Below are 11,721 nucleotides of genomic sequence, written 5' to 3'. Positions count from 1 at the left end.
GGGTGGGTAGCCGGCCGGCGGGCCGGAGCGGGGCCTGGGGCGGGGTGGCGCGAAGGAAAGCGCCCCGCGCCGGCCTGGTGGGCCGGGCGGGGCGTCGGGAAACCGGAAGAAGCGGTCAGCCGAGGTCGACGGCGGGGTAGAGCGGGAAGCCGGCCAGCAGCTCGCTGGCCTGCTTGTTCACCCGGTCGGCCAGGGCCGGGTCGAGCACGTACTTCGCCTTGGACCCGCCGGGGGTGGTCTGGCTGAGCACCGTGTGGATCAGCTCGGCGGTGGTGTCCATCTCGGCGGTGCCCAGGCCGCGGGTGGTCAGCGCCGGGGTGCCGATCCGGATGCCGGAGGTGTACCAGGCGCCGTTCGGGTCCTGCGGCACCGCGTTGCGGTTGGTCACGATGCCCGAGTCCAGCAGCGCCTGCTCGGCCTGCCGACCGGTCAGCCCGTACCCGGAGACGTCGATCAGCACCAGGTGGTTGTCGGTGCCGCCGGTGACCAGCTTCGCGCCTCGCCGCAGCAGCCCGTCGGCGAGCGCCTGGGCGTTGGCGACGATGCGAGACGCGTAGTCGGCGAAGTCCGGACGGCGGGCCTCGGCCAGAGCCACCGCCTTGGCGGCCATCACGTGCGGCAGCGGGCCGCCGAGCACCATCGGGCAGCCCCGGTCGACCTGGTCGGCCAGCTCCGGGCCGCAGAGCACCAGGCCGCCGCGCGGACCGCGCAGCGACTTGTGGGTGGTGGTGGTGACGATGTGCGCGTGCGGCACCGGGTCGAAGTCGCCGGTGAAGACCTTGCCCGCGACCAGGCCGGCGAAGTGCGCCATGTCGACCATGAAGGTGGCGCCGACCGAGTCCGCGATCTCCCGCATGATCCGGAAGTTGACCTTCCGGGGGTACGCCGAGTAGCCGGCGACCAGGATCAGCGGCTTGAACTCGCGGGCCGCCTCGGCGACCTTGTCGTAGTCGATCAGGCCGGTGGCCGGGTCGGTGCCGTAGCTGCGCTGGTCGAACATCTTGCCGGAGATGTTCGGCCGGAAGCCGTGGGTGAGGTGACCGCCGGCATCCAGCGACATGCCCAGCATCCGCTGGTTGCCCAGCTCGCGGCGGAGCGCGAACCAGTCCGCCTCGGTCAGCTCGTTGACCTGGCGTACCTGGGCCTTCTGCAGGGCGGGCGACTCGATCCGGTCGGCCAGGACCGCCCAGAACGCGACCAGGTTGGCGTCGATGCCGGAGTGCGGCTGCACGTACGCGTGGGCGGCGCCGAAGAGCTCCTTCGCGTGCTCGGCGGCGAGCGCCTCGACGGTGTCCACGTTCTGGCAGCCGGCGTAGAACCGGCGGCCGACGGTGCCCTCCGCGTACTTGTCGCTGAACCAGTTGCCCATGGCCAGCAGGGTGGCCGGGGAGGCGTAGTTCTCGCTGGCGATGAGCTTGAGCGACTCGCGCTGGTCGGCCAGCTCCTGCCCGATGGCGTCCGCCACCCGCGGCTCGACGGCGCGGATGACCTCCAGCGCGCTACGGAAGGCGGTGGATTCGGCGTTGAGCGACATGCGACCTCCTGGTGACGTACGGAAGGCCCAGGCGCTCGGCGTGCGTCCTTGCGACGGGACCGCTTCCCGATGGTGCTCCATCCCCACGCGCCAGTCACGGCCCGCGCCGATCGTACCGAATCCCACGTCACCCGCCGCGCGGGATTAGCCCGGAGTCCGGTGGGCACGTCAGGAGCAGGGGCGGTCACGGTGCGTACGGGCCGCACCCGCCGACGAGGGGAGGGAGCAGACATGACCACACCGACCACGGAGCGTCCGCTCGCCGTGGTGACCGGCGCGTCCAGCGGCATCGGGTACGAGCTGGCGGCACAGTTCGTCGAGCACGGGTACGACGTGGTGATCGCCGCGGAGGACCCGGCGATCGCGACGGCGGCGCGGAACCTGCACCGCGACGGCGGTCCCGACGTGCAGCCGGTCCGGGCGGACCTGGCCACGTACGACGGGGTGGAGGAGCTGGCCGCGGCGGTGGCGGCCACCGACCGGCCGGTGGACGCCCTGGCGCTGAACGCCGGCCGGGGCGCGGGCGGGGACTTCGTCGGGGGGACCGACCTGCGGGACGAGTTGAACATCGTCGACCTGAACGTGCGCTCGACCGTGCACCTGGCCAAGCGGCTGCTGCCCGGCATGGTGGAGCGGGGCGAGGGGCGGATGCTCATCACCTCCTCGATCGCCTCGACGATGCCGGGCCCGTTCCAGGCGGTCTACAACGCGTCCAAGTCGTTCAACCAGTCCTTCGCCGAGGCGCTGCGCAACGAGCTGAAGGACACCGGGGTGACCGTGACCTCGCTGATGCCGGGCCCGACGGACACGGAGTTCTTCGAGCGGGCCCACATGACGGACACCCGGGTCGGCCAGGGGAAGAAGGACGACCCGCGAAAGGTGGCCGAGGACGCCTTCGCGGCGCTGATGAAGGGGGAGGAGAAGGTGGCGGCCGGCTCCCTCCTCAACAAGGTGCAGACCGCCGCCGGGAAGGTCGTTCCGGACCGGCTCAAGGCCGAGCAGCACCGCAGGATGGCCGAGCCCGGCTCCGGCGGCTGACCGACCCCGGACGCGACGGCGGGACCCGGCCTCGGCCGGGTCCCGCCGTCGAGGTATGTCAGGCGACGACCGCGTCCAGCGACTTCTTCAGCGCCTTCGGCGCGGCCGGGTTCTTCGGGGCCTTCTTCCGCAGCTCGATCATGCGCTCACCGATCTCCTGGAGCTGGTTGCGCCCGAGCGCCTCGCGCACCTTGGGGAACCACTCCTGTTCCTCCTCCTCGACGTGGTGCAGCACGCTCTCGATGAGCACCGTCGTCTTGGCGTTGTAGCGCTCGTCGTCCGCGTCGAGCGTGAAGAGCTCGAAGCAGAGCACGTCGGCGACGTGGTGCTCCTCGTACGACTCGAGGATGTCGTCCTCGATGTCCGGGACCAGCCGGCGGACCTCCGGGTACATCACCTCATTCTCCAGGTACGTGTGCACCGTGAGCGCCTCGAGGATCTGCGTGACGAACTTCTTGCGTTCGCTGGCCGAGCCCTCCTCCGCGTCCTGGAACGCCTTGAACAGGCGGCGGATCTCCTTGTGGTCCTCTTTTCAGCAGGACGATGGCATCGGTGGACACCCGTGACCTCCTCGAGTCGGCTGATGTCGCCCCCCTACCCGCACCGTGAGCTGGACAAACGGATGGGGCCCGGCGACAGGTCGCCGGGCCCCACCACAGGTGTCGCTACCGCGTGCTCACTTCACCACGTTGTAGGCGTCGACCATGCCGGCGCCGTAGAACCCGTTACGCGCACCGCCGGAGCAGGTCGCGTCGTAGGCGTGCGGGCCGGCCGAGATCAGCGGGACCGGGTTGTAGACGCCCGTCGGGCAGGCCTGCGCGACCGCGGTCTGCTCGAGGAACGCCGACAGCTGGCCCGGGGTCATCCCCGGGTGCGCCGACAGCGCCAGCGCCGCGACGCCGGTGGCGTGCGGGCCGGACATCGAGGTGCCCTGCTTGTATCCCCAACCGTTGCCGGTGGTGGGCGACCAGGTCGTCGACAGGATGCCGTCGGTGATGGTCGACTTCACGCCCTGGGTCCGGAACCGGGTGTCGCCACCCGGCGCCGTCACGTCGATGACGCCCTGACCGTACGAGGAGTAGTAGCTCTTCGCACCGGTCGGGCCCACCGCCCCGACGGTCACCACGCCGGGAGCCTCCGCGGGGAGGTCCATGCAGGCGTTGGTCAGGTTCTCCCGCACCTCCGGCGTGCCGTCGTCCGGGCTGCCGGTGTCGGTGAGCTTGTGGGCCAGGTCGTAGTTGGAGTTGCCCGCGGACGCCACGTTGAGCACGCCCTTGGACTGCGAGTAGCGGATCGCCCGCTGCACGGCCTGCCACACCGGACGCTGGCGGGCGTCGTTGCGGCAGTTCAGCTCCCACGGGTCGATGTAGTAGCTGTTGTTGGTCAGCTGCATCCCGTGGTCGGCGGCCCACATGAACCCGCAGACCGCAGCCTCGGGGTAGATGTAGCCGTCGTCGTTGACCACCTTGACGGCGGCGACCTTGACCCCCGGCGCGATGCCGGTCACGCCGACGCCGTTGATGGCGGCGGCGATGGTGCCGGCCACGTGCGTGCCGTGGTCGCTGGTGGTCGGGTTCCACGCCGCCTCGGTGGTGTCGGTGACACCGCCCAGGCAGGACGTGCTCTTGTCCTTGGCGATCTGGGTCGCCAGGTCCGGGTGGGTGCTGGAGATGCCGCTGTCCAGCACGCCGACGACGACGTTCGGGCTGCCGGTGGTCACGGCGTGAGCCTGCGGGACGTGGATCATGTTCATGTCCCACTGCTCGCCGTAGCGCGGCTCCTTGGTCGGGTCGCCGGTGGCCTCGGCGACGTCGGCCGCGGAGACCTCGACGGTGTCGCTGTCGTCGAGGGCGGTGCCCAGGCCGGCGGTGGACGCCACCGACTCCACGCCCGCGCCCGCCACCTGGGTGGCGAAGTTCGGGTTGGTCGAGCGGACGACGAGCACGCCGATCTGGTCGTAGGTGGCCACGACGGTGCCGTTGGCGGCCGCCACCCGGGCGGCGGCCTTGCTGGTGTTGGCGCCCTGCGGGGCGAGGACCAGATACGAGGTGTCCGATCCGGCGGCCGCCGCCGGAGCCAGCCCGCCGGTGACGGCGAGGCCGACGCCGAGCGTCACGGCGGACGCGGCGGCCAGTGTCTTGCGACGGAGGTTCTTCACACAGACTCCCAGGGGGCCGATCTGGCCGGGCCCCACTCCCTGGCGGGAAGCGGGCCGGCGGAAAACGAGCAGGTCGCTCGCCTTCGAGGGATCAGCGTAGGGAGCAAATGTGGTGTTACACACATCCGAACGGATGAACAACAACCGTCAGACGGTGGCCACCGTGTAGGGAATCTCGTCGAGCAGCTCACGGGCCAGGAAGCCGATCCGGCCGTACCGGGGGACCAGCCGTTGCCCGCTCACCGCGTGCGCGAACGCGGCCCAGCACGCGGCCTGCGCCGGCTCGGCCCCCCGGGACAGCAGGCCGGCGAGCAGCCCGGCGCGGACGTCCCCGCTGCCGGAGGTGCCCAGCCCGGCGTCGCCGCTCTCCTCCCGCCAGCACCGCCCGTCCGAGGTGGCGATGTGGCCGTAGAGAGAGACCACGGCGTCGTACCGGCGGGCCAGCTCGACCGCCTCGGCGTCCAGGTCGTCGCCCGGCTCGCGGTCGAGCAGGTGCCGGGCCTCGGTGAGGTTCGGCGTGAGCACCGCCCGGCGGCCCGCGCCGACCAGCAGGTCCGGCTCGTGGCTGAGCGCGCCGAGCGCGTACGCGTCGAGCACCAGCGACGTCTCCGGGCCGGCCGCGTCGAGCACCAGGTGCAGCAGCCCGCGGGTGGCGTCGATGTCCTTGAGTCCGGGGCCGACGGCCACCACGTCCGCCTCGGCGACCAGGCCGGCCAGCACGTCCCCCGGGTCTCCCCGCACCGCCCCGTGGTCGGTCTCGGGCAGGCCGACCACGAGCGCCTCCGGCACCTGGATGCTCAGCGCGGCGGCGGTCGACTCGGCGGCGGCCAGTTGCAGCACACCGGCCCCGGCGCGCAGCGCGGCCACCCCGGCCAGCAGCACCGCGCCGGGGGTGAACCGCGACCCGCCGACCACCAGCACCGTGCCGCGGGCCTCCTTGCCGCCAGTGGGCACGGGCAGCGCCCAGTCGCGCAGCAGGGCGGGGGTGATGACCTCAGACCGGCTCGGCATGAACCTCGTCCTCTCGGGTCGGGCGCGCGCCCTGCTGGTGCAGGTGGGCGACGTCGTTGAACACCTCCGGCGCCAACCGGCCGGTCGCGTCGGCGGACCAGCCGGTCACCGAGCAGTTGGCGATGACCTGCCGCCGGGTGAGCGCCATCAGCTCCTCCTCGGTGAGCCCCTCCACCAGGTAACGGAGCAGAAAGACCAGCGCGTCGTGGCCGAACAGCAGCACCCGTTGCCCGGCGTGGTCGCGGCGCAGGTCGCCGAGGAGGGCGCGCAACCGCAGCGCCACGTCGGTCCAGGACTCGCCGCCCGGCGGCCGGTAGTAGAACTTGCCCAGCCGGGCCCGACGCTCCGCCTCGGCCGGGTAGCGGGCCCGCACCCCGTGCGGGGTGAGCCCGTCGAGGATGCCCAGCTCCCGGTCGCGCAGCCGCTCGTCCCGGCTGGCCGGGACGCCGGTGCCGGCCAGGGCCAGCTCGGCGGTCCGCACCGCGCGCAGGTACGGCGACACCACCGCGACGTCCGGGCGGCGCTGCTCCGGCAGTCCGGCCAGCCACCGGCCGGTCGCCCGGGCCTGCTCCTCGCCGGTGGGCGAGAGCGGCACGTCCGCGTCCCGATGGGTCAGGTCGATCAGTTCGGCGCCGGACGTCTCCGCGGCGGTCGCCGCGACGTTCGCCGTGCTCTCGCCGTGCCGCACGATCCAGAGCGCTGCCAGTTCCGCCATGCGGCCTCCGGTACCCGGGCCCCGCCGCGGGTAACCGTGCCGGTCCGGGCCACCGGGGGCGGGGACGGGGCGTGAACCGGCCCCGGGCGGGTAAGCGCGGTGCTCCGGAAGTCGACCCAGGGGAGGTGCGCCGTGGCGACCATGGTTCGAGAGCCGATGAGCCCGGTAAAGGACAAGAACTACGACCTGATCCACGCGGTCCAGATGTCACTCCAGCACATCTGGCAACTGGAGACGTACATCGCGGACGCGGAGGACCGGGGCGACACCGAGCTGGCGACCTGGTTCCGCAAGATCCAGGAGAACAATCGCAAGGCCGGTGACCAGGGCAAGAAGTTGCTGATGAACCGGCTCCAGCAGGAGAACGGCTGACCCGTACGCGACGGCCGGGCGGGCGCAGGCGGCCCGTTCGGCCCGTCGTGCGTCCGTCTGCCGGGACCGTCCGACCCGCGCGGGCCTGCGTCAGGTTGCATCGATCGGGCAGAATGTCGTCCGGCGCACCGGGGCGGGCCCGGTCCGCGGGGAGGACGGCACATGTCGACGGTCATCAAGGGGCTGCGGGAGGCCCTGGTGCTCTTCGTGATCGCGGTGGTGGTGATCGGGGTCGCGGTGGGCGTCTGGGTGACCGTCAGCGGCGGCGAGTTCACCCACCGGCTCGGCGTGGCGTTCATGCTGGTCGGTGCGCTGCTCGGGATGACCGGTGACCTGACGTTGAGCCGGATCGGCATGCTGCCGGCACGGTCGACCTTCGGCCTCGCCCCGGAACGGGAGGACGGCGGCGGCGGTCGGGTGCTCACCGGCGTCGGCATCTTCCTCTTCGTCTCCCTGCCGCTGATCGCCGTTGGCGTCCTGCTCATCACCTGACGACATCCCCGCGTGCGGCGCCTGCGCGTCGTACGGTGTGAGGCGTGGCGACCACGGCGGCCGAGGAGATCCGGGTGGGGGAGCGGGTGGTCCGCGTCTCCAGCCCCGACAAGCCGTACTTCCCGGAGCGCGGACTGACCAAGCTGGACGTGGTCAGCTACTTCCTCTCCGTCGGCGACGGCATCCTGCGTGCCCTGCGCGACCGTCCGACCATGCTGGAGCGCTGGCCGCGCGGCGTGTTCGAGGGCGCGAAGATCGCCACCCGGCAAAGCAACAAGGGTGACGCGTTCTACCAGAAGCGGCTGCCGGCGGGCGCGCCCGACTGGGTGCGCACCGCGCACATCACCTTCCCGAGCGGCCGCACCGCCGACGAGGTCGCGCCCAGCGAGCTGGCCGTGGTGGCCTGGGCCGCCAACCTGGGCACGCTCCGGTTCCACCCGTGGCCGGTGTCGAAAGCCGACGTGGAGCACCCCGACCAGCTCCGGATCGACCTCGACCCGATGCCGGGCGTGGAGTTCGCCCAGGTGGTGCCGGTCGCCCACGAGGTGCGTGCCTTTCTCGACGAGCTCGGCCTGGTCGGCTACCCGAAGACCACCGGTGGCCGGGGCATCCACGTCTACCTGTCCATCGAGCCCCGGTGGAGCTTCGGCGACTGCCGCCGGGCGGTGCTGGCGCTGGGCCGAGAGATGCAGCGCCGGCTGCCCGAGGTGGTCACCACCACCTGGTGGCGGGAGCAGCGGGACCGGCCGGTGTTCGTCGACTACAACCAGATGGCCCGCGACCACACCATGACCTCGGCGTACTCGATCCGGCCCACGCCGCGGGCGCTGGTCTCGGCGCCGCTCGACTGGTCGGAGCTGGACGACGCGCGGCCGGAGGACTTCGACGTGGTGAGCATGCCGGCCCGGTTCGCCGAGCGGGGCGACCCGCACGCCGGCCTGGACGGTCGGCGCTTCTCCCTCGAACCGCTGCTCGAGTTGGCCGACCGGGAAGGGCTGGAGTCGCCGCCGGAGCGGTGAGGTCACGGCCAGGGGCTCTGCGTCCCGTCGAACTCCTCGAAGACCAGCCAGGTCCGCGTGGACAGCACCCCGGCGATGCTCTGCACCCGGTCGAGCACCACGTCCCGCAGGGTGGCGTTGTCCGGCGCGCGGACCAGGGCCAGCACGTCGTGCTCCCCGCTGAGCAGCGCCGCGTGCTCGATGTAGCGCACCTGGGCCAGCTCGGCCGACACCTCCCGCCAGGTGTTCTGCTCGATGGTCAGCGCGATGTACGCCGACGTGCCCAGCCCGGCCGGCTCCGGGGCGACCCGGGCCTGGAACCCGGTGACCACTCCGTCCCGGACCAGCCGCTCCACCCGGGCGTACGCGTTGGTGCGCGAGACGTGCACCCGTTCGGCCAGCGTACGGATGGAGAGCCGGCCGTCCCGGACCAGTTCGTGCAGGATCCGCCGGTCCACCTCGTCGAGCGGGCCGGCCGAACGTCCCGTTCCGCCCGCCGCGCCCGGTGTGGTGCCGGTCTCCTGGCTCATGAGCTCCCCATTCTGTTGCCATTCGTCCCGCGTTCATCCCGGATGTTGAGTCAATCATCCAACGGCAGGAGCATAGGGCCACCACACGTCCAGGAGGTCACCGCCGTGACGACAACCCCCCAGGCGGTCCGCGGGAGAACCCCCCGCCCCCGCCAGGCGGCCAGCACCCCGGCCGCCCCCGATCCGTCGGCCGGCCTGCTGCCGCACACCGAACCGGTCCGGCTGCTCGACCCGGACGGCACGCCGCTGCCCGCCCGGGACGACTATCCGGAGCCGCCGGTCGAGGCGCTGCGGGAGATGTACCGGCGGATGGTCGTCGGCCGCCGCTTCGACGTGCAGGCCACCGCGCTGACCAAGCAGGGGCGCCTCGCCGTCTACCCGTCCTCCCGCGGCCAGGAGGCGTGCCAGGTCGGCGCGGTCCTCGCCCTGCAGGACACCGACTGGGTCTTCCCGACCTACCGGGAGTCGATGGCGCTGACCGCCCGGGGCATCGACCCGGTCGAGGTGCTCACCCTGCTGCGCGGCGACTGGCACTGCGGCTACGACCCCGCCGCGACGCACACCGCGCCGCAGTGCACCCCGCTCGCCACCCAGTGCGTGCACGCCGCCGGGCTGGCGTACGGCGAGTCGTACCAGGGGCGGGACACCGTGGCGCTGGCCTTCATCGGCGACGGCGCCACCAGCGAGGGCGACTTCCACGAGGGGGTCAACTTCGCCGCCGTGTTCAAGGCCCCGGTCGTCTACTTCGTACAGAACAACAAGTACGCGATCAGCGTCCCGCTCTCCCGGCAGACCGCCGCGCCGAGCCTGGCGTACAAGGGCGTCGGCTACGGCGTGCCCAGCGAGCAGGTGGACGGCAACGACCCGGTGGCCGTCCTGGCGGTGCTCACCCGCGCGGTCGCGCACGCCCGGTCCGGCAAGGGGCCGTTCCTGGTGGAGGCGCACACCTACCGGATGGAGCCGCACACCAACGCCGACGACCAGACCCGCTACCGGGACGCCGAGGAGGTCGAGGCCTGGCGGGGCAGGGACCCGATCGCCCGGCTGGAGGCGTACCTGCGCGAGCGGGGGGTGCTGGACGACGCCGCCGTCGCGGCGGTCGCCGACGAGGCCGAGGCGTACGCGGCCGCGCTGCGTGACCGGATGAACGCCCAGCCGCAGGTCGACCCGCTCAGCCTCTTCGAGCACGTGTACGCGGAGCCGACCCCGCAGCTGGTCGAGCAGCGCGAGCAGGTCCGCGCCGAGCTGGCCGCCGCCCGCGAGCAGGAGGGGGACGCCTGATGGCCACCATGACCATGGCGAAGGCGCTCAACGCGGCGCTCGCCGACGCGCTGCTCGACGACGAACGGGTGGTCGTCTTCGGTGAGGACGTCGGCCAGCTCGGCGGCGTCTTCCGGATCACCGACGGACTCCAGGCGCGGTTCGGCGACAAGCGCTGCTTCGACACCCCGCTCGCCGAGGCCGGCATCGTCGGCTTCGCCGTCGGCCTGGCCATGTCCGGGCTGCGACCGGTGGTCGAGATGCAGTTCGACGCGTTCGCGTACCCGGCGTTCGAACAGATCGCCTCGCACGTGGCGAAGCTGCGCAACCGCACCCGCGGCGCGCTCAGCGTGCCGATCGTCATCCGGGTCCCGTACGCCGGCGGCATCGGCGGCGTGGAGCACCACTGCGACTCCTCGGAGGCGTACTACGCGCACACGCCGGGCCTGAAGGTGGTCACCCCGGCCACCGTGGAGGACGCGTACTCGCTGCTGCGCGAGGCGATCGACGACCCGGACCCGGTCGTGTTCATGGAGCCGAAGAAGCTCTACTTCTCCAGCGCCGAGGCGGAGCTGCCGGCCCGTACCGCCCCGTTCGGGAAGGCCGTCGTCCGCCGGACCGGCACCGACGCCACCCTGGTCGCGTACGGCCCGGCCGTGCCGGTCGCGCTGGAGGCGGCCGAGGCGGCCCGCGAGGAGGGCTGGGACCTGGAGGTCGTGGACGTGCGCAGCATCGTGCCGTTCGACGACGCCACGGTCACCGCCTCGGTGCGCAAGACCGGCCGGTGCGTGGTGATCCAGGAGGCGCAGGGCTTCGCCGGGGTCGGTGCGGAGATCGCCGCCCGGGTGCAGGAACGCTGCTTCCACGCCCTGCACGCCCCGGTGCTGCGGGTGTCCGGCCTGGACATCCCCTACCCGGCGCCGATGCTGGAGCACACCCACCTGCCCTCGGTGGACCGGGTGCTGGACACCGTCGCCCGGCTGCAGTGGGACGACCAGCCCGACACCCGGTGGGTGGCGGCATGACCACCGCCACCGGGACCCGGGACTTCCTCCTGCCCGACCTCGGCGAAGGGCTGAGCGAGGCCGAGATCGTCGAGTGGCGGGTCGCCGTCGGCGACGTGGTCACCGTCGACCAGAGCGTGGTCGAGGTGGAGACCGCCAAGGCCGTCGTCGACGTGCCCTGTCCGTACGCCGGACGGGTCGTCGCCCTGCACGGCGCGCCGGGCGAGGTCCGCCCGGTGGGCCAGCCGCTTATCACCATCGCGCCACTGGACGGCGGGGACGGGGACGACCCGCACGCCACCTACCGCGAGGAGGAGCGGGCCGGCTCCGGCAACGTCCTCATCGGCTACGGCACCGGCCACGGCGGCGCCGGGCGGCGGCGGCGCCGCCCGCGCCTGGCCCTCGCCCCGGAGCCCGGCGCGCCGGCGGCCGCCGACCCGGGGACGGCCGCAGCCGGCCCGGCGAGCGGCGGGGCGCCCGCCACGGCGGACGCCGCCGGCCCAGCGGCGGGGATGCCAGGCAGCCAGCTCCATCAGCGGCCTGGCGCCGTTGGTGGAGCAGGTCCTCAACAACCGCTTGGACACGGTCGAGTTCGGCGAGGTCGGCGAC

Annotated in this window: 13 protein-coding genes and 1 riboswitch; of the genes, 7 read left to right on the top strand and 6 right to left on the bottom strand. The window is 72.7% G+C overall.

The window, feature by feature from the left end:
- Positions 1-115: 115 nt before the first annotated feature.
- The gene (locus ACWEVO_RS16015; protein ID WP_452308288.1) at positions 116-1,534 is read right to left on the bottom strand and encodes a glycine hydroxymethyltransferase; all 1,419 of its coding nucleotides are present in this window, start codon (positions 1,532-1,534) and stop codon (positions 116-118) included.
- Between the two features lie 18 nt (positions 1,535-1,552).
- Positions 1,553-1,642, bottom strand: a riboswitch (ZMP/ZTP riboswitch).
- Positions 1,643-1,765: 123 nt separating this feature from the next.
- On the opposite strand from ACWEVO_RS16015, the gene ACWEVO_RS16010 reads away from it, so the two are divergent.
- On the top strand, positions 1,766-2,572 hold the full coding sequence (locus ACWEVO_RS16010) for an SDR family NAD(P)-dependent oxidoreductase (RefSeq protein ID WP_452308287.1): 807 nt from the start codon (positions 1,766-1,768) through the stop codon (positions 2,570-2,572).
- 58 nt (positions 2,573-2,630) lie between these two features.
- Here the strand turns inward: ACWEVO_RS16010 and ACWEVO_RS16005 are convergent, their stop codons facing one another.
- From ACWEVO_RS16005 to ACWEVO_RS15990, 4 genes are all read right to left on the bottom strand, one after another.
- Entirely contained in the window at positions 2,631-3,077 is a 447-nt protein-coding gene (locus ACWEVO_RS16005; protein ID WP_452308290.1) for a hemerythrin domain-containing protein, read from the bottom strand.
- 171 nt (positions 3,078-3,248) lie between these two features.
- Complete coding sequence (locus ACWEVO_RS16000) at positions 3,249-4,730, bottom strand: S8 family peptidase (RefSeq protein WP_452308286.1); 1,482 nt, start codon at positions 4,728-4,730, stop codon at positions 3,249-3,251.
- A 147-nt stretch (positions 4,731-4,877) separates the two neighbouring features.
- Positions 4,878-5,741, bottom strand: a complete 864-nt coding sequence (locus tag ACWEVO_RS15995; RefSeq protein ID WP_452308285.1) for an NAD(P)H-hydrate dehydratase — start codon at positions 5,739-5,741, stop codon at positions 4,878-4,880.
- Positions 5,725-6,456 carry a histidine phosphatase family protein gene (locus ACWEVO_RS15990; protein ID WP_452308284.1) on the bottom strand — a complete coding sequence of 244 codons (732 nt, stop codon included), beginning with the start codon at positions 6,454-6,456 and terminating at the stop codon, positions 5,725-5,727. Before ACWEVO_RS15990 ends, ACWEVO_RS15995 begins: the two co-directional genes overlap by 17 nt.
- Positions 6,457-6,612: 156 nt before the next feature.
- Here ACWEVO_RS15990 and ACWEVO_RS15985 point away from each other — a divergent pair, with 156 nt between their 5' ends.
- From ACWEVO_RS15985 to ACWEVO_RS15975, 3 genes are all read left to right on the top strand, one after another.
- The gene (locus ACWEVO_RS15985; protein WP_452308283.1) at positions 6,613-6,828 is read left to right on the top strand and encodes a hypothetical protein; all 216 of its coding nucleotides are present in this window, start codon (positions 6,613-6,615) and stop codon (positions 6,826-6,828) included.
- Between the two features lie 162 nt (positions 6,829-6,990).
- Positions 6,991-7,320 (top strand): hypothetical protein, encoded by a 330-nt coding sequence (locus tag ACWEVO_RS15980; RefSeq protein WP_452308282.1) that lies wholly within the window; start codon positions 6,991-6,993, stop codon positions 7,318-7,320.
- A gap of 44 nt (positions 7,321-7,364) precedes the next feature.
- Positions 7,365-8,339, top strand: a complete 975-nt coding sequence (locus tag ACWEVO_RS15975; RefSeq protein WP_452308281.1) for a DNA polymerase domain-containing protein — start codon at positions 7,365-7,367, stop codon at positions 8,337-8,339.
- Between the two features lie 2 nt (positions 8,340-8,341).
- On the opposite strand, the gene ACWEVO_RS15970 is transcribed toward ACWEVO_RS15975, so the two are convergent.
- Positions 8,342-8,848 carry an Lrp/AsnC family transcriptional regulator gene (locus ACWEVO_RS15970; RefSeq protein WP_452308280.1) on the bottom strand — a complete coding sequence of 169 codons (507 nt, stop codon included), beginning with the start codon at positions 8,846-8,848 and terminating at the stop codon, positions 8,342-8,344.
- Between the two features lie 72 nt (positions 8,849-8,920).
- Here ACWEVO_RS15970 and pdhA point away from each other — a divergent pair, with 72 nt between their 5' ends.
- The 3 genes from pdhA to ACWEVO_RS15955 all read left to right on the top strand — a co-directional run.
- Positions 8,921-10,129, top strand: a complete 1,209-nt coding sequence (gene pdhA, locus ACWEVO_RS15965; protein ID WP_452308289.1) for a pyruvate dehydrogenase (acetyl-transferring) E1 component subunit alpha — start codon at positions 8,921-8,923, stop codon at positions 10,127-10,129.
- A complete protein-coding gene (locus ACWEVO_RS15960; protein WP_452308279.1) occupies positions 10,129-11,133 on the top strand; it encodes an alpha-ketoacid dehydrogenase subunit beta in 1,005 nt (334 codons plus the stop codon). The genes pdhA and ACWEVO_RS15960 overlap by 1 nt, the downstream gene beginning before the upstream one ends.
- Positions 11,118-11,721 (top strand): biotin/lipoyl-containing protein (locus ACWEVO_RS15955; RefSeq protein ID WP_452308278.1); only part of this gene is annotated, 604 nt, incomplete at its 3' end. The genes ACWEVO_RS15960 and ACWEVO_RS15955, both read left to right, overlap by 16 nt.

The organism is Micromonospora sp. NPDC003776, assembly GCF_053605645.1.
This window is presented reverse-complemented; position numbering and strand designations above follow the sequence as displayed.

What these genes read in the sequence shown, in the direction of transcription:
- ACWEVO_RS15980 (WP_452308282.1), top strand. Translation starts at nt 6,991, where the DNA reads ATGTCGACGGTCATCAAGGGGCTGCGGGAGGCCCTGGTGCTCTTCGTG.
- ACWEVO_RS15985 (WP_452308283.1), top strand. Translation starts at nt 6,613, where the DNA reads ATGAGCCCGGTAAAGGACAAGAACTACGACCTGATCCACGCGGTCCAG.
- ACWEVO_RS15960 (WP_452308279.1), top strand. Translation starts at nt 10,129, where the DNA reads ATGGCCACCATGACCATGGCGAAGGCGCTCAACGCGGCGCTCGCCGAC.
- ACWEVO_RS15995 (WP_452308285.1), bottom strand. Translation starts at nt 5,741, where the DNA reads ATGCCGAGCCGGTCTGAGGTCATCACCCCCGCCCTGCTGCGCGACTGG.
- ACWEVO_RS15990 (WP_452308284.1), bottom strand. Translation starts at nt 6,456, where the DNA reads ATGGCGGAACTGGCAGCGCTCTGGATCGTGCGGCACGGCGAGAGCACG.
- ACWEVO_RS16015 (WP_452308288.1), bottom strand. Translation starts at nt 1,534, where the DNA reads ATGTCGCTCAACGCCGAATCCACCGCCTTCCGTAGCGCGCTGGAGGTC.
- ACWEVO_RS16010 (WP_452308287.1), top strand. Translation starts at nt 1,766, where the DNA reads ATGACCACACCGACCACGGAGCGTCCGCTCGCCGTGGTGACCGGCGCG.
- ACWEVO_RS15970 (WP_452308280.1), bottom strand. Translation starts at nt 8,848, where the DNA reads ATGAGCCAGGAGACCGGCACCACACCGGGCGCGGCGGGCGGAACGGGA.